This is a genomic window from Enterococcus sp. E5-37 (genome assembly GCF_035726925.1).
In the GTDB taxonomy this organism is placed as follows: domain Bacteria; phylum Bacillota; class Bacilli; order Lactobacillales; family Enterococcaceae; genus Enterococcus_B; species Enterococcus_B faecium.
Genome location: NZ_JAPMLG010000004.1, coordinates 84,945 through 101,995, shown reverse-complemented (window position 1 = coordinate 101,995; position 17,051 = coordinate 84,945). Strand labels below are relative to the sequence as shown.

Below are 17,051 nucleotides of genomic sequence, written 5' to 3'. Positions count from 1 at the left end.
GATGTCATTTGCTGCAGATGTGAAGAAAGAACTAACTGGTTTGGAAGTTCATCGAGAACATGCGAAAGCGGAATTAGCTGCTTTGCTGCGAATGAACGGCTCTTTAGGTATTGTGAACCAGCAGTTTATTTTGAACGTCCAAACAGAAAATGCTGCAATTGCCAGACGTATCTATTCTCTTTTGAAAGATCATTATCAGGTACGAAGTGAGCTACTCGTTCGTAAAAAAATGAAATTAAAAAAGAACAATGTCTATATCGTCCGGTTGAAGCAAGGCACAAAAGATGTGTTGATGGATCTTGATATCATGGATGGTATGATGTTCAATGGACACGTTTCGGACGAGATTATGGGAAATTCGCAAAAAATGCGTTCTTACTTACGTGGTGCTTTTATGGCCTCAGGTTCAGTCAATAATCCGGAAACGAGCCGTTATCATTTGGAAATATTTTCTATTTATGAACAGCATAACCAAGACATTTGCGATATGTTAAATTATTACGGTCTACATGCTCGAACGCTTGAACGGCGCAATGGCTATATTTCTTATTTAAAAGGAGCAGAAAAAATTGCTGATTTCTTAACATTGATTGGTGCAACCAACTCAATGCTCCGATTTGAAGATGTTCGAATCGTACGGGATATGAGAAATTCGGTCAATCGTCTAGTCAATTGTGAGACAGCAAATCTGAACAAGACGATTGATGCGGCTTCTAAACAAATCGAAAACATCGAATTGATCGAAGCAAAGGTCGGTCTACATGCCCTTCCTGAAAAACTTCAGGAAATCGCAGAACTTCGGCTTCAACATCCAGAGGTCAGCTTGAAAGAATTAGGGGAAATGATTCCCTCAGGTGCGATATCAAAATCGGGAATTAATCACCGAATTCGCAAAATAAATGAATTTGCGGAAAAACTGCGTGAAGAAGCAGTTTAATCCAAAGAAAAAACTGATACATGAAGCAGGAGATGCGAATGTATCAGTTTTTTTTAAAAGTTATACTTGCTTTTCTTCCGTCAAACTATAATTCCATCTTTACTGGAGTAACATAATTTGGAAAGGCTTCTATTGTTTTTAATACAATCGTATAAAAAGCGGGGAGACAACTGAATGAAGATTTTAGTTTTGTACATAAATTTTTGCTTAATATAGAAGTCCTGATATAGATAAGATCAAGTATTTATCTATAACTGGCCTGATTAATTAAAAAACTGGAAGGAACTGCTCGATCATCCTTGAGAACTGCTCTTCTTACTTCTGGTCAAGATTCTCGTGGTTGGTGGATAAGGATGGTTGATAAGTTCATTGGATTAGCTAGTCGAAAACAACCAGGTGTAATTAATGTAGAAGTTTTAACAAGGGGATGGAGTGATTTATTCAGTGATAATCATAAGTTCATAAATAGTAATTGAGATGTATGGTTGGAATACGTTATACCTGAACTTGAACTACCAAGATTTGGTTTAGAATTTGAGAATCGATGTTTATAAAGGGAGGGCAAAAATGCGTTTTTTTACAACTTTTACTATCATTATGATTGCAGTACTTTTTATTTTTCTAGATATAGCAAAGCGAAATACAGCATTTTTATTATATCGGGTTTTACTTCGAGCAGGTCTCATAACATTTATATCGATCGTTGGATTTTTTCTATTCACAGTTATTGTATTTATTTGGAGAACTCCAGCACCACCATTGCCAGAGATTACATATGGAGAATTTCCTTTTAGACTTGAGTATGAATTGAATGAAGAATTACATGTGATAGAAGACACGTTAATAGTTGAATTTGATGGATTTGGAATGAACGAAGGCATAGGGAGATATCGTAGATGGACAAGTCGTTTAGCCAGCGGAGAAGATTTAGTGTTGCTGTTAGAAGTTAGTGATAATAAGCAAATATTTTATTTTCCAGGACCTGCTAATTATTACATGGGAGATAGGTTGAATGGTTATAATCATACTTTTCCTAGTGCTTCTTTCATTGAAAGGGAAAGAGGCATTATTAGAAGGGATATTTTACATGACAAAGAATTATTAGAACAATTTGGTCCGCTTGATCAAAATACAATAAATGAAGAAGAATTGTTAAATCAATATAATATAAGGCTAGTGAATTGGGAAATATCTGAACCGATTGTTAACAATTTTGGTGATTAGAAAACAATTACGATAAATAGAAACAAGCCAAATCATCAGCAAGTAAAAGCTGATGATTTGGCCTTTCTTATACGAGTAGTAGGAATTCATAGCGAATATTATTACGATCAGTAGATATTTTGATATTAAAGGAGTATTACGAACTAGTATGTGAGAATGTAGAGGTGATTTGCGAATAATGAGAAATTTATCAAATAGAAACAAAATATTAATCATTATTGTTGTTATAGCTGTGTTTCATCTGGGAACGAATGCGGTTTTAAGTAGAATAATATTGGGTCCTAAGCCACCAAGGCCAGAAATTACCCGAGGGGAGTTTGATTTTAGATTAGAATATGAAGTAGATGGGGAAAGGATTGTGATAGAAGATACAATTGTTGCATTATTTGATGGATTTTCTGCAGATGCAGGCAGCATGGCATGGTATCGCACGTGGCGTCTACATTTAGCAAGTGATAGACGATCACGAAATATCTTATTAGATGAATTAGAGGATGGTCGAAGAATATCTTATGTCCCAGAAAGTGCTAACTATTTTATGGGAGATGTACAGAAAGAAAGAGAGCCTAATCCTAATTGGTATCCATTTAATGGCGTAACAATAGAATATCCACGCAATAAAACACCTGAAATAGGTGCAAAATTTATAAGTGGTTTAGAAGATCTGTACGATAGGTTTGGAATCCGTCTTGTTAGTTGGGAACACGATCCACCAATAGAAAATCGTTTTGAATAATCGAAATCTGCTAATCCATTTCATCAGCCAGTGAATGTTGTAATGGAACAATTTGGTTTAGTGTTCAAAACCATTGAAATACTAGGATGTGATCAGCAAAAATGAATCTGAATAAAAAAGAGAGCAACTATTAGATGAGAGGAGTTAAGAGTTGTTAGCTTTATACGAATCAAAGTGGCAAATATAGATGCGTATGCATTTGTGTTTGCCATCTTGCATTTGGTAGACGAGATAGGTATAAGCTAAAGAAATAACTTGTTTAAAATAAACGACCTAGCTCAACAAACGACCATCTAATCAACTAACAGCATACATAAAAGCAACTATTTTTGAAGTAGAATTGAAATCGGGATAACTTAAAAAGTGATTGGGATACTAGTGAGAATCACCGTACATAAATATTACTCGTTAAGGGGAATTGAGAAATTTTGTATGAAAATTTAAGAATTAGTTAGTATGCGCAAGTCAAAAATATGAATAAATTATTTGGTGGAGATAATTTGCTCAGCTTGTCATAAGAAATGAGATAATCTGGCAGATGCAAGCTTTTGGACACCATTTATTCGGAATAAGGAGGTTGGGACAGAAGCGTTTAACTCCAAGAAATAAGAAGGAGTTGCTTCTGCTTCCGCCGTTTATACGTGTTTAGAGCGTGAGACAAAAGTGTTCTTTACTTTTGTCCCACGCTCCTTATTTTTTTATTTTGTTTGGATCAATTCTTTTAATTCCTTTATTGAAATAGATTCATCAAAGATTTCTTTACCCAAGATGACAGTTGGAACAAATCGAATATGTGCTTGCTCAGCTTCGTTGATGACAGCTTGGCTCAGCTGTTCGTCTTTTAGTTCTGTCAGCTTTAGTTTATCTACTGCAAAATCCGCTACTTCTTGGAGAGAAAGATGTTTCCACTCGTCTTGAGTATCGAATATTTGTTTGATCTCTTTGATCGCTTTTTGACCATCGCTGATTGTGAGATACCGGTGCATCACGTTCCCTCGCAGCAAGCTTTCTTTTTCTTTATCGAACAATTTGATCACTCGCTGCAATTGCCCGCTTTGGACTGCTTCTTCTAATAGCTCATAAGATTCTTCAAACCATTGTCGGCAATACGGACAAGCTAAGTTGATGAATTCGACCATTTTTTTAGGAGCATTCGATGAACCATAAAGGATTCCTTTTTGTGTATTTGTTTTCGTTGCATCAATCACTGATATATCCATGTTAAAACACCTCTTTCGCTTATAGTTTATACATGTCTGACAAAAAAAGGCAACGATTTAGACTGTTTGTCTAAAAATTAGATGACCAATTCAAATAGATATATGTAAAATATTTTTATAAATAAAAGAAAAAAATGGAATGTTTTACGTTATAATGGAACAGATAATAAGAGAGAATATGAACAAGGATGATGAATCATGCGAAAAATGAAAACAATGGATGGCAATACGGCAGCCGCATATATTTCTTATGCATTTACCGAGATTGCTGCAATATATCCAATAACACCCAGTTCGACCATGGCCGAATTAGTAGATCAATGGTCAGCAGCAGGAAAAGAAAATGTATTCGGTCAACCAGTAAAAGTAGTAGAAATGCAATCCGAAGCAGGAGCAGCTGGTGTGGTCCATGGATCATTGAAAACTGGTGCACTGACAACTACATATACCGCTTCTCAAGGGCTGCTTTTGATGATACCGAATATGTACAAGATTGCTGGGGAACTACTGCCAAGTGTTTTCCACGTTGCTAGTCGGGCAGTGACGACAAATGCTTTGAATATTTTCGGAGATCACGGAGACGTGATGGCTGCAAGACAAACAGGATTTGCTATGTTAGCTGAAAGCAGTGTACAAGAAGTGATGGATTTAGCACCTGTTGCCCATCTTGCTTCTATTGAAGGAGAAGTACCTTTTTTGAATTTCTTTGATGGATTCCGTACGAGTCACGAGATTCAAAAAATCGAAGTTTTGGAATATGAAGAATTAGCTCCTCTGATCAATCAGGAGAAATTAGCTTCATTTCGTAAACGAGGGATGAATCCCAATCATCCGACTGTTAGTGGTACGAACCAGAATCCAGACATCCATTTTCAACAACGGGAAACGATCAACCCCTATTATGATAAATTACCTGAAATCGTTCAAAAATATATGAAAGAGATCAACCGATTACGAGGAACTTCTTATGACTTGGTGACTTATTACGGAGCAGACGATGCGGAAGAAGTCATTGTTTCTATGGGATCAGTTGCACAGACGATTGAACAAACGATTGATTACTTGAATGCAAACGGACGGAAAACAGGTTTTTTGAATATCCATCTTTATCGTCCTTTTCCAGTGGAAACATTCGTGCAAAAGTTGCCTCATACAGTAAAAACAATTGCTGTTCTTGATCGAAGTAAAGAACCAGGGGCAGGTGGAGAACCTCTCTTATTAGACGTTCAAAGTGCATTATATGATTCTGAACTTCGCCCGGCTGTTATTGGTGGTCGCTACGGATTGGGGTCTAAAGATGTGACTCCCGACCAAATCTCAGCAGTTTTTGATGAATTGCAAAAAGACCCAAGCATACGCAAAAAACGTTTCACCATAGGGATCGTTGATGATGTGACTTATCAATCTTTGGAACCAAAGGAAAGTCTGGATTTGACAGAACCGCAAACATTCCAGGCCAAGTTTTGGGGGTTTGGATCTGACGGAACAGTCGGAGCAAATAAATCAGCTATCAAGATTATTGGAGATCACACCGATAAATATGCGCAAGGCTATTTTTATTATGATTCGAAAAAATCTGGCGGTCTAACTGTCTCTCATCTTCGTTTTGGAGATACGCCGATACGTTCTGCGTATCTTGTCGAGCATGCGGACCTTGTTGCCTGTCACACACCAGCTTACCTGCATAGCTATGACTTGGTCAAAGGATTGAAGCCAGGTGGCATTTTTTTATTGAATACTCTTTGGAGCGACGAACAATTAGAAACGCATCTGCCCTTAAAATTAAAACGTTACTTGGCTGAAAATAACATTAGATTCTATACGATCAATGCCATGAGATTGGCCCAAGAAGTCGGTTTGGGACGCCGGATCAATACCGCAATGGAAACGGCATTTTTTAAATTAGCTGACATCATTCCTTTTGATGAGGTGATTCCGCTGCTAAAAGAAGAAGCCCTGAAAAGCTATGGACATAAATCAATGGCTATCGTAGAAAAAAACATACAAGCAATCGATCGGACGACCGAACTGCTTCATCAAGTCGCGATCCCAGACCATTGGAGAACGTTGGAGATGCCTGAAAAAATCAATAAAAGGAACACTGGTTATGTACAAGAAATACTTGAACCAGTGAATGCACAGGAAGGAAATCAACTCTCTGTTGGTACACTTGTAGCAAATGGAATGACAACTGGCGAAATGCCTTTAGGAACGGCTTCTATGGAAAAGCGGGGCGTCGCTTTAGAAGTACCTCAGTGGATTAGTGATCGCTGTACGATGTGTAATGAATGTGCCTTTGTTTGTCCTCATGCTGCCATCCGTCCATTTTTAGCAGATGAAGAGGAAATGGAAGAAGCGCCAGAAGGATTTATCGTGAGAGAAATGCGAGGCGCAGACGGCGTAAAATACCGTATCCAAGTTTCAGTGGAAGACTGTACAGGTTGTGGTCTGTGTGTAGAGGCTTGTCCCGCAAAAGAAAAAGCTTTAGTGATGAAGCCTTATGAAGAACAGAAAGAACAAGCTGTGAATTGGGCTTTTGCAATGACATTAAGACAAAAAGCAAATCCAGTCAAAGGAAAGAATACTGTCTTGTCTACACAATTCAATCAACCGCTTCTTGAATTCTCGGGCGCTTGCTCAGGCTGTGGCGAAACACCTTATGTAAAATTATTGACACAAATGTTCGGTGATCGAATGATGATCGCGAATGCGACAGGCTGTTCTTCTATTTGGGGCGGTGCTTCTCCTGCTTCTCCTTATACGACCAATGAATGTGGTCAAGGGCCTGCATGGTCAAATTCTTTATTGGAAGATAATGCTGAATTTGGTTATGGTATGCTTCTAGCGGCACAGACTCGTCGCGAGGCTTTGGCAAGTTCAATCAAAGAAGTATTGCCAAAAGTATCAGAAGAACTACGAGAATTGATGGAAGACTGGTTGGTACACATGTTTGAGAGTGAAGGAACGCAGCAAAGAGCAGCAAAACTGCAAGCTGCGATCGAAAGCGAACGATCAATTGTCCCTGAACTGGAGGATATATACAAGAGAAAGGATCTATTCGTAAAAAACAGCCAATGGATGATTGGTGGAGACGGATGGGCTTACGACATTGGTTTTGGCGGGATCGATCATGTACTTGCCAGCGGAGCAGACGTGAATATCCTTGTTTTGGATAACGAAGTCTATTCCAATACTGGCGGTCAAACCTCAAAAGCAACACCAGCTTCGGCAATCGCTAAATTTTCGGCTAGTGGAAAGTATGCTTCAAAGAAAGATCTAGGAATGATGGCGATGACATATGGAAATGTTTATGTGGCGCAAATTGCTTCAGGTGCCAATCAAATGCAAACGATCAAGGCATTTGAAGAAGCAGAAAAGTATCCTGGACCTTCTCTAATCATTGCCTATACGCCTTGTATCACACATGGTTTGCTTGGTGGAATGAAAGAATCGCTTAAAGAAGCAAAAGAAGCTGTTTCTTCTGGCTATTGGTCATTATATCGATATAACCCTGCAATGGTCGAAAAAAACAAGAACCCAATGACTTTGGACTACAAAAAACCTGATTTTTCTACTATGCCTAATTTCATGAGGAAACAAGTTCGTTTTTCCTCGCTAGAGAACGCAAATCCAAATCTTGCAAAAGCTTTATTTGAAAAGACTGTCCACGACGCTAAAACACGTTTTTACAACTATGCTGCACTGACGGGAGAATTAGAAAAAATCAAGAAACGACTTGAACCAGAGGAATCTATCGATGTACCCGTTAAGACTAGAAAAGAAAAAACGACGGACCTTGAAGCAGAAGAAAGAAGAGCTGCTAGAAGAGCTGCCAGAGCAGAACGACGTAAAAAAATGGAACAAGCTACAAAAGAAAAAAAGGAAAAATAACAGAAAAAATATAATGAATAATTCTCTGAAGTTTAAAAATATTTATTGCAGAGAAAAATAAAACGCATACTTGCAATTTTCTTGAAAATTATGCGTTTTTCTCAAGAAAAATACGAGCAGATCAGCCTCTAAAATTAAAACATATGATATACTAGAGAGGAAATCTCAAAAGAGAAGAGAGGCTTTTTATGTCATTTCAAATCGGGGAACTTTTTAATTTGGACTATTGGCAGCAAATGTTTTCCGGTGACTTGTTCTCTCTGAATTTTTTGGTGAACATACTTGATATTCTGGTTGTCTGGTATCTTGTATACAAACTGATCCAACTGTTGCGAGGCACAAAAGCGATTCAGCTTCTGAAAGGTGTAGCTATTTTTATTGTTATCCGAATCGTAGCGGAAATCATTGGTCTGCACACCTTGTCTTGGCTGATGAACCAAGTCATTACGTACGGGGTGATAGCTGCTATCGTGATTTTTCAGCCGGAAATCCGGAGAGGACTGGAACATCTTGGACGCAGTTCGCTTTTCAAACAATCAAAAAGCGAACAGCAGGAAGATGAGAAGATGATCTTGTCTTTTGACAAAGCCATCCAATATATGTCCAAGCGAAAAATCGGTGCGTTGATCACTATCGAACGTCATACTGGATTAGATGAGTATATTGAGACAGGGATTGCTTTAGATGCAGATATCACTGGGGAGCTGCTGATCAATATCTTTATTCCTAATACACCGCTGCATGACGGTGCAGTTATTGTAAAAGAAGGAAAGATCGCAGTAGCAAGCGCCTATCTTCCTCTATCAGAAAGTATGTTGATCCCTAAAGAATTCGGGACTCGACACCGGGCAGCTGTCGGTATAAGCGAAGTCAGCGACGCGATTACCATCGTTGTCTCTGAAGAAACCGGGGACGTCAGCATCACGTTAGATAATGAACTGATGGCTGGCTTATCCCAGCAAGAATATTTGGCAATCTTGCGTAGAGAACTAATTGCTGAAGAGAAAACAAAAAACAAGAAAAACGTGATTCAATCTTTCCTAGACGGTATGACTAAGGGAGGGGATCGCAAATGATCTCAAAAGAGAAACGGACAAGCATTCTTTACAGTTTTATTGCATTGCTGTTCAGTATTGCGCTGTACTTCAATGCAAATGGCCAGTCCGTTCCAAATACGCTTTCTGGAAATGAAGCGTATAATCAAACAGTTACTGGGGTGCCGATCAAGATTTCTTATGATTCAAAGCGCTACTATATCCATGGATATGAAAATGCAGTGACTGTCAAACTTTCCAGTGCAAACCGAGTTCAGTTGAATGCAGAGGCAAACGAAGATACACGTATGTTCCGCGTCACAGCAGATATCACTAAGCTGGGCGAAGGAACACATGAAGTTCCGCTAAAAATTCAAAATTTGAGCAGTGCTGTCACAGCAAAGATCGAACCATCGACTATTACAGTAACGGTTGAGAAAAAGGTAATAAAAGATTTCGATGTGGAAACGTTGATTCCTTCAACGTTCACACCATCTGGATATGAACTTGATGATACTTCCGTTAGTCCTAAAAAAGTCTCTATCACTACAGGTGACAAAACATTGGCAGAAATCAAACGAGTAGTAGCTGATGTGGACGCTTCGATGGTCACAGATGATGGGATTAATAGTGAGGTCCCAATACAGGCGCTGAATGCAGCAGGGGAAGTATTAAGTATCGTCTCTGATCCAGTGCAAGTAACAGTGAAAGCTGATTCAATCAAGCCAAGCAAGTCGGTACGACTTTATGGGATACAGCAAGGAACACCAGCTGCCGGGGTAGAAAGCTATGATTTCAGTTTTTCAAAACTGGAAGCAGAAGTAAGCGGCTCTAGCGATTTGCTTGCATCGATCGGTGACAGTATTGCTGTACCGATCAATGTCTCAGGTATCAATCATCGAACAACTCGTAAAATTGAAATACCAGTAGAAGAGGGGTTAAGTATCAAGCCCGAATCAGTTAGTGTGGAGATTACACCCGTGTTGCAAACGTCAAGCAGTAGCTCTGCTTCGACGAGCAGTCGGACACAAGAAAATACAAGTACGAGTAGAAGTATTTCATCTGCTGATTCAGGAACGGAACCATCGACAACAACCATTTCTTCCAGTTCGGAATCTGGGACAAGCAGCTCGACCACAAGTACAGAAGAAACATCAGAAACAAGCGAATCAACGCAAATGAGCAGAACAAATTCCTCAGAAAATTAAGTTAAAGGAGTAATTTTACAACTATGGGTAAATATTTTGGAACAGACGGCGTACGCGGTGAAGCCAACAAGGAACTTACGCCAGAACTTGCATTTAAGCTGGGACGGTGCGGAGGTTATGTCCTAAGCCAGCATGAAGAAGAAGGAAAACGCCCACGCGTGTTAGTAGGGCGGGATACAAGAATCTCAGGTCAAATGTTAGAAGAAGCGCTGATTTCAGGACTTTTATCGGTGGGTATCGAAGTGTTCCAGCTAGGTGTGATCTCTACACCAGGTGTTGCTTATCTGACACGTTTGCAAAAAGCAAGCGCAGGGGTCATGATTTCTGCTTCTCATAATCCAGCACAAGATAATGGAATCAAATTTTTCGGTGCAGATGGTTTTAAATTAGTAGATGACCAAGAGCTAGAAATTGAAGCATTATTAGATGCTGAAGTGGATGAATTGCCTCGTCCATCAGCTGAAGGATTGGGAACTGTAGAAGAATTTCCAGAAGGCTTATTGAAATATTCTCAATTCCTTGTACAAACGATCAACGGTGACCTTTCCGGTTTGACCATTTGTGTCGATGCAGCAAACGGAGCAACTTCAACAAGTGTTAATCGTTTGTTTGCCGATCTTGAAACAGATTTTTATACAATGGGCACAAATCCAGACGGGTTAAATATCAATGACGGCGTAGGCTCTACCCATCCAGAACGTTTAGCTGAGATGGTCGTTGAAAAAGGAGCAGATGCTGGACTAGCTTTCGATGGCGATGGCGATCGTATTATTGCGGTGGATGAACTTGGAAACATCGTCGACGGTGATAAAATTATGTTTATCTGTGCTAAATATTTGGCAGAAAAAAATCGGTTGAAAAAAGATACGATCGTTACGACTGTCATGAGTAACTTAGGATTCCACAAAGCGGTGGAAGGAATCGGTTTGAAAGATGTCGTTACACAAGTTGGTGATCGTTACGTTGTAGAAGAAATGCGCAAAAACGATTATAACTTTGGCGGCGAGCAGTCTGGGCACATGATTTTCTTAGATTTTAACACAACTGGAGATGGGATGCTTTCAGGAATTCAGTTACTGAATATCATGAAACAGACAGGTAAGAAATTATCAGAGCTTGCAGCAGAGGTAACAATCTATCCGCAAAAATTAGTGAATATCCGCGTAAGTGATAAAAACGGTGCGATGGATGTTCCGGCAATCAAAAAAGTGATTGAAGAGGCAGAAGCTGAAATGGGATCAGAAGGAAGAATCCTAGTTCGTCCTTCCGGTACAGAACCATTACTTCGAGTGATGGCAGAAGCGCCTACTGATGAGAAAGTCAATTACTATGTCGATAAAATCGCAGCAGTAGTCAAAGAAGAAATTGGACTGGATTAAGAGATATTTTCATAAAAAATAAAAGAACAAGGACCAGTGTCAGATGTCTGACACTGGTCCTTGTTCTTTTATTATTCTACTGTCACTGATTTCGCTAAATTACGTGGTTTGTCAACGTCGAATCCCCGTAATAGCGTTGCGTAATATGCAAGTAATTGAGTCGGTACGACTGTCGTTAGAGTAGTTAGATAAGGGTGGACAGTTGGTAGCACCAGCTGGTCACTTTCCTTTTCTAATCCCTCTGAGACAATAACTAATGTTTTAGCGCCACGGCTTTCGACTTCTTTCAGGTTTCCTCGAGTATGCGCACCAGTCACTTCTTCACTGATGATTCCGATCACTGGTGTTCCTTCTTCGATCAAAGCAATCGTTCCATGTTTCAATTCGCCAGCGGCAAAACCTTCTGCCTGGATATAACTGATTTCTTTCAATTTCAAAGCAGCTTCAAGAGAAACGTTGTAGTCAGCGCCACGTCCAATGTAAAAGGCATTTCTTGTATCGCTGAGATATACTTCTGCCAACTCTTCTAAATAATCTTTTTGGGCAATGACCGATTCCATCGCATTAGCAACTAAACTCAATTCATGAGTGATATCGAATACAAGAGAAGTTTCAAATTCTTTTTTATCACCGATAGCTTTGGCTAATAAAGTTAGTACAGCTATTTGTGCAGTATAAGCTTTCGTTGATGCTACTGCGATTTCGGGTCCAGCATGCAATAGCAGTGTAAAGGATGCTTCCCGCGAAAGAGTAGAACCAGCAACATTTGTAATCGTAAGTGAAGGGTAGCCGAGACGGTTGATTTTTACCAGAACTTGGCGGCTATCTGCTGTTTCGCCACTTTGACTCAAGAAAATAAAGAATGGTTTTTTTGAAAGAAGAGGTGTGTTATAGCCAAATTCACTGGCTAAATGAACCTCAACAGGGATCTGTGTCAATTTTTCCAAAGTCTGTTTACCTGCTAACCCCGCATGGTAACTAGTTCCGCAAGCAACGATATAGATTCGATCGCTATCAGACAATGTATCGACCAGCTTTTGATCAAGAGAGACACGATTGTCTTCTGTTACGTATTTTTGAGCGATACGACGCATGATAATAGGCTGTTCGTCGATTTCTTTCAGCATATAAAAAGGATAGGTACCTTTCTCGATATCTGAAGCATCTACTTGTGCTTCGAATGAAGAACGTTCTACGATGTCACCTGCAAAATTTTGAATAATAACTTTTTCTGATGTGACAGTAACCATCTCTTTATCTTCAATCTCAACGAATTCCTTCGTATGAGCAAGCATAGCCATTGCATCGCTGGCAATCACATTGAATCCATCGCCGAGTCCGATTAATAGTGGACTTTTATTTTTAGCGACGTAAATAACATCAGGTGCTGTCCGATCAATCAAAGCGAAAGCGTAAGAACCTTTGATGACCCGCAAAGCTTTCAAAAACGCCTCTTGCGTTGTAGTATCCTTCGCGAAAGTTTCAATTAGATGAGCGATAATCTCAGTATCGGTCTCACCAATAAAGTGGTCATTTGCTAAATAAGCAATTTTAAGTTCTTCAAAGTTTTCGATTACGCCGTTGTGAACGAGCACGAAGCGTCCACTTTGGGAAGTATGTGGATGGGCGTTTTCTTCAGAAGGTTGCCCGTGAGTTGCCCAACGTGTATGACCAATACCTATATTTCCTGTAGTATCAATATTTATTTTGTTTTTCAAATTTTGAATTCTGCCTTGTGCTTTGACCAGATAATCAGTTGTGCCATCTGAGACAAAGATACCAGCTGAATCATAACCACGGTATTCTAATTTTTCTAGACCGTCAATCAATCCTGGTGTTACATTTTTTAAACCAATCATTCCAACAATTCCGCACATAAAAAACATCCTACTTTCTATAATGAATTCGTATGAATGCTTCCAGCTGCAGGAAAATCCTTTTGTTTTATCTTTGCAGATACTTTTTGTGGATTTTCTGTAGAGTGCAGTCCCTAGGGCCATCCGCCGAATCTTTCGATAAACCCTCTCCTCGTCATCTGTTTACACAGACCTGGCGCTATCCTAAAAGGTATAACTATCCTCCTTTTTGTTTTTTATCTGGAAACATTTAAAATCATAACCTTTTGCGAATGTTCTTGTCAACAAAAAAAGAATAAAAAATAAATTGGTATATATCAAATGCTTTGTCAAATGCTCTTTTTATGTCAAAAAATAATGGGTTTTTATCTATCATCTTTTTCAGGAGTTCGGTACAATAGAAAGTAATCGGATAGAGGAGGAGTAAAAATGGATTCAAAAATTGAGATCATGACACTGGGAATGTTAAAAAAACAATTGTCCAAATTCGAAGCATCAGCTGGTGTATCAGATGATACGAAAATATTTTTAGATACTGGCTGGGATAGCATCCAAGAAATCGCACCTGATGCCTTGGAAGTTGCTCAAGCTCGTGAGTTTACGGTAGAAGATGAATTGACAAAAGAGTCGTTTTCCGGGTATGCGCGGGAAGAAAAAGCAGAGCGGTTCGACACTTCTGAGCAGTCAGAAACTGTGATCGTCATAAAAAACTTGTATTAGAAAGGAGAAAGAATGAATAAAAGACGTTGGGCAGCAGTTCTGATTGCTGCAGGATTATTTGTGGTTTCGTTAGTTTCAGCTAGTTTGACTAAGCCTCAGGAAAACGATCAAATTGAGGGATTGAACAGTTGGTTATATGGGGATGAAGAACTAGCTCCAAATGTGTTGGAAGAGGGAGACAGTACGCAAAAAATCGTAAAATTATCAGTAGATGGAACGATTGCTGCGGGAGGGTCTTCAGGTTTATTTGCTTCTGAAGGTTACAATCATAAAAATTTTATGGAACAACTGAAGGCGATTGAAGAAGATCCAACAGTCAAAGGTATCTTTTTAGAAGTAAATTCTCCTGGTGGCGGTGTCTACGAAAGTGCGGAAATCGCTAAGAAATTGGATACGATTCGTAAAGAACATGATATCCCAATGTATGTCAGCATGAAAAACATGGCAGCTAGCGGTGGCTACTATATTTCTGCTCAAGCAGATAAAATCTTTGCAACAGAAGAAACAGTGACCGGCTCAATTGGTGTGATCATGTCAGGATTGAATTATTCAGGACTTCTAGAAAAACTGGGTGTGGAAGATACAACAGTTAAAAGCGGAGCATTGAAAGATATGGGTTCAGGAACGCGACCAGAGACAAAAGAAGAAGAAACGGTGCTTCAAGCATATATCGACAGCGCATATAGTCGTTTTGTAGCAATCGTCAGCGAGGGACGGAATAAATCTGAAGAAGAAGTCAAAAAAATTGCTGATGGAAGGATTTATGATGGTGTCCAAGCAAAAGAAGTAGGTTTAGTCGATGAATTGGGATTTCCTGAAGATGCTTTAAAAGCTATGCGAAAGGAACAACAGCTTGAAGATGCGGAACTAGTAGAATATTCTTCCGCGCCATCTGGGTTTGCTAGTACATGGTTAGGAAGTAAACTAGCAGAATTCCAGGGATTGAAGCCTTCTGAGACTAGTCAGATCTTATCCGTTCTTGAGAATCTAGGGACAGCGGAATCACCAAAAGCAATGTATTATTACGGAGGTGAGTAAGCATGTCAGAGCTTTCAAATGAAAATAAGGAACAAGAAAAAGATAAGCAACAGCAGCCTGCTGTAGGACCTGACTCCAACTTTTCCCAAAAGGTACTGAGCTCTTTTGAAAGAGAGCCTTTGACGCCCGAAGAAATCAAAAAGAAACAACGTAAATGGAAAAAGTATACGGACACAAGAAATGAACCGCCGAAAGCAAATGATTTTCCTAAGTATTTCTATGCAGGTTTTTTTATCCGAATGTTTGCTTTCTTGGTCGATCTTTTGTGTATCGGAGCTATTACGCGTTTAACACTTGGTATTGCCAAAAATCTAGGTTGGCTTAATTTTTCAGATTCTTATCTGAGTCTCTACGGATTCACAGCTTTACTTATTTATCTAGCGTATTTTATTTTATTGACGAAATTCAATCATGGCCAAACGATTGGGAAAATGATCTTTGGTATTCGAGTCATCAGCTTTGATGAAGAAGAACTTAGCTGGTCAACCGTTTTAGTTAGAGAAGGTGCTTGCCGGTTCATTCTAAAATTTCCTTTGCTGATGTTAGGGTATCTTCCAGCAATCTTTAATCAGAAAAAGCAACATCTGGGCGATTTTTTCACTAATACAAGTGTTGTTACGATCAATCTGATCAAAGCATTCAACCAGGAAGTCAACAGCTGATGAGCAATAAAAAGCAGTAACAGTTGAAAGCACCTTCTAAAAGTCAGATCTAAAATCTAGCTTTTAGAGGGTGCTTCAGTTATTTTTAATTGTCATGCTTTTTTTGTTTTGCTACTATTGAACATGAGCTGAACATGAGCAAGAGGAGGACACTGCGTGAAGCCGATTGATTTTCCAGAAAAATATGAGAATTTAATGCGAGTAGCACAACAAGCACTAGCAAACCAGCAATATCAGCAGGCAAAAGAATTATTTCAACGAGCTTACGAGTTGAAAGAAAGCTTTGAGGCTAATAGCCTGCTTGTTTTTTGTCTTTACGAGTTGGACGAGAAAAAAGAAGCATTGAAGCAAGCACTCTTGCATGAAAAACAGTATCTTCAAAATGAGGAGTTTGCTGAATTTTATTTTGACTTGTTAATCAGTACACAAGATTTTTTATATGCTAGAAAATTGATAGCAAGTACAGATTTTTATGAAGCTTTCGAGCAGCGGGTCATTGAAAAAATCCAATTTGCAGAAGAATTATCCGGACAAATGGAGAGGCAGAAGATCAAGGCACTCCACAATAAATCGGAGGAACTTCCTTCGTTGGAACCTGCACGTCAGCTTGCGTCTATTGATGAGATCGAACAGCTTCCTTATCATGAGTTTATCCAAACAGCGAGTAAACTTATTGTATCGCCAGAGGTCCATATTTTAGCAAGGGCAAAATTACTGGAGACACTTAGGCAATTGAACGAATGCCATCCTGTTTTCTATTTGACGATTGAAGAAAAGTTAGTCAAAGTCATACCAAAAGATCTGCCAAAGCCGCAGCAGCAGGCAAGTTACCAGCAATTATGTGTATTTTCAGATCGTTACGGGAATGAAGATGCGCTGCTTAGTTCCGTGTTAAAAGAAGAATTCACGTTGCAATCTGCAATTGTTTATCCTGTCTATGATACATATATCGAAGACCCGAAGCGCTGGTTTCAACTGACTGTAGAGGCGTGTACAGGAAAAACGATGTATGAAGGTACAGAAGATGAAAAACAAGATTTTTTAAAAAAAAGAGAAAAAATTTTGCAGCAAATGATCTTCTTCCATTAGATTTTATCAGTGAAAAAGATAAAAATGTTATGAAAAACAAGGATTCTATCCATTCAA

The 17,051-nt window shown here is 39.1% G+C and carries 13 protein-coding genes; 11 read left to right on the top strand and 2 right to left on the bottom strand.

Features of this window, described 5'->3' with window-relative positions:
• Window position 1: 1 nt before the first annotated feature.
• The 3 genes from whiA (at window position 2) to OS138_RS04545 (ending at window position 2,897) form a co-directional block, all read left to right on the top strand.
• Window positions 2-937, top strand: a complete 936-nt coding sequence (gene whiA, locus OS138_RS04555; RefSeq protein WP_002289698.1) for a DNA-binding protein WhiA — start codon at window positions 2-4, stop codon at window positions 935-937.
• A gap of 567 nt (window positions 938-1,504) precedes the next feature.
• Window positions 1,505-2,161 (top strand): hypothetical protein, encoded by a 657-nt coding sequence (locus tag OS138_RS04550; protein WP_002294437.1) that lies wholly within the window; start codon window positions 1,505-1,507, stop codon window positions 2,159-2,161.
• Window positions 2,162-2,339: 178 nt separating this feature from the next.
• Window positions 2,340-2,897 (top strand): hypothetical protein, encoded by a 558-nt coding sequence (locus tag OS138_RS04545; protein WP_002294436.1) that lies wholly within the window; start codon window positions 2,340-2,342, stop codon window positions 2,895-2,897.
• 698 nt (window positions 2,898-3,595) lie between these two features.
• Here the strand turns inward: OS138_RS04545 and OS138_RS04540 are convergent.
• Window positions 3,596-4,117 (bottom strand): DsbA family protein, encoded by a 522-nt coding sequence (locus OS138_RS04540; RefSeq protein ID WP_002294434.1) that lies wholly within the window; start codon window positions 4,115-4,117, stop codon window positions 3,596-3,598.
• 198 nt (window positions 4,118-4,315) lie between these two features.
• On the opposite strand from OS138_RS04540, the gene nifJ reads away from it, so the two are divergent.
• The 4 genes from nifJ to glmM all read left to right on the top strand — a co-directional run bounded on the left by nifJ (window position 4,316) and on the right by glmM (window position 11,629).
• Window positions 4,316-8,008, top strand: coding sequence for a pyruvate:ferredoxin (flavodoxin) oxidoreductase (gene nifJ, locus OS138_RS04535; RefSeq protein WP_002333061.1), 3,693 nt, complete (start codon window positions 4,316-4,318; stop codon window positions 8,006-8,008).
• A 188-nt stretch (window positions 8,009-8,196) separates the two neighbouring features.
• Window positions 8,197-9,084, top strand: a complete 888-nt coding sequence (gene cdaA / locus OS138_RS04530; protein WP_002287821.1) for a diadenylate cyclase CdaA — start codon at window positions 8,197-8,199, stop codon at window positions 9,082-9,084.
• Window positions 9,081-10,250: a CdaR family protein gene (locus tag OS138_RS04525; RefSeq protein ID WP_002294430.1), complete on the top strand. Its 1,170-nt coding sequence runs from the start codon at window positions 9,081-9,083 to the stop codon at window positions 10,248-10,250. Before cdaA ends, OS138_RS04525 begins: the two co-directional genes overlap by 4 nt.
• A gap of 23 nt (window positions 10,251-10,273) precedes the next feature.
• Window positions 10,274-11,629, top strand: coding sequence for a phosphoglucosamine mutase (glmM, locus tag OS138_RS04520; protein ID WP_002287824.1), 1,356 nt, complete (start codon window positions 10,274-10,276; stop codon window positions 11,627-11,629).
• A gap of 71 nt (window positions 11,630-11,700) precedes the next feature.
• On the opposite strand, the gene glmS is transcribed toward glmM, so the two are convergent.
• Entirely contained in the window at window positions 11,701-13,506 is a 1,806-nt protein-coding gene (glmS, locus tag OS138_RS04515; protein ID WP_002300367.1) for a glutamine--fructose-6-phosphate transaminase (isomerizing), read from the bottom strand.
• A 408-nt stretch (window positions 13,507-13,914) separates the two neighbouring features.
• Here glmS and OS138_RS04510 point away from each other — a divergent pair, with 408 nt between their 5' ends.
• The 4 genes from OS138_RS04510 to OS138_RS04495 all read left to right on the top strand — a co-directional run bounded on the left by OS138_RS04510 (window position 13,915) and on the right by OS138_RS04495 (window position 16,994).
• The gene (locus OS138_RS04510; protein ID WP_002287827.1) at window positions 13,915-14,205 is read left to right on the top strand and encodes a hypothetical protein; all 291 of its coding nucleotides are present in this window, start codon (window positions 13,915-13,917) and stop codon (window positions 14,203-14,205) included.
• 12 nt (window positions 14,206-14,217) lie between these two features.
• Window positions 14,218-15,243: a signal peptide peptidase SppA gene (gene sppA, locus OS138_RS04505; RefSeq protein ID WP_002333060.1), complete on the top strand. Its 1,026-nt coding sequence runs from the start codon at window positions 14,218-14,220 to the stop codon at window positions 15,241-15,243.
• 2 nt (window positions 15,244-15,245) lie between these two features.
• A complete protein-coding gene (locus OS138_RS04500) occupies window positions 15,246-15,905 on the top strand; it encodes an RDD family protein (RefSeq protein ID WP_002294427.1) in 660 nt (219 codons plus the stop codon).
• 156 nt (window positions 15,906-16,061) lie between these two features.
• Window positions 16,062-16,994, top strand: coding sequence for a hypothetical protein (locus OS138_RS04495; protein ID WP_002296313.1), 933 nt, complete (start codon window positions 16,062-16,064; stop codon window positions 16,992-16,994).
• Window positions 16,995-17,051: the final 57 nt, after the last annotated feature.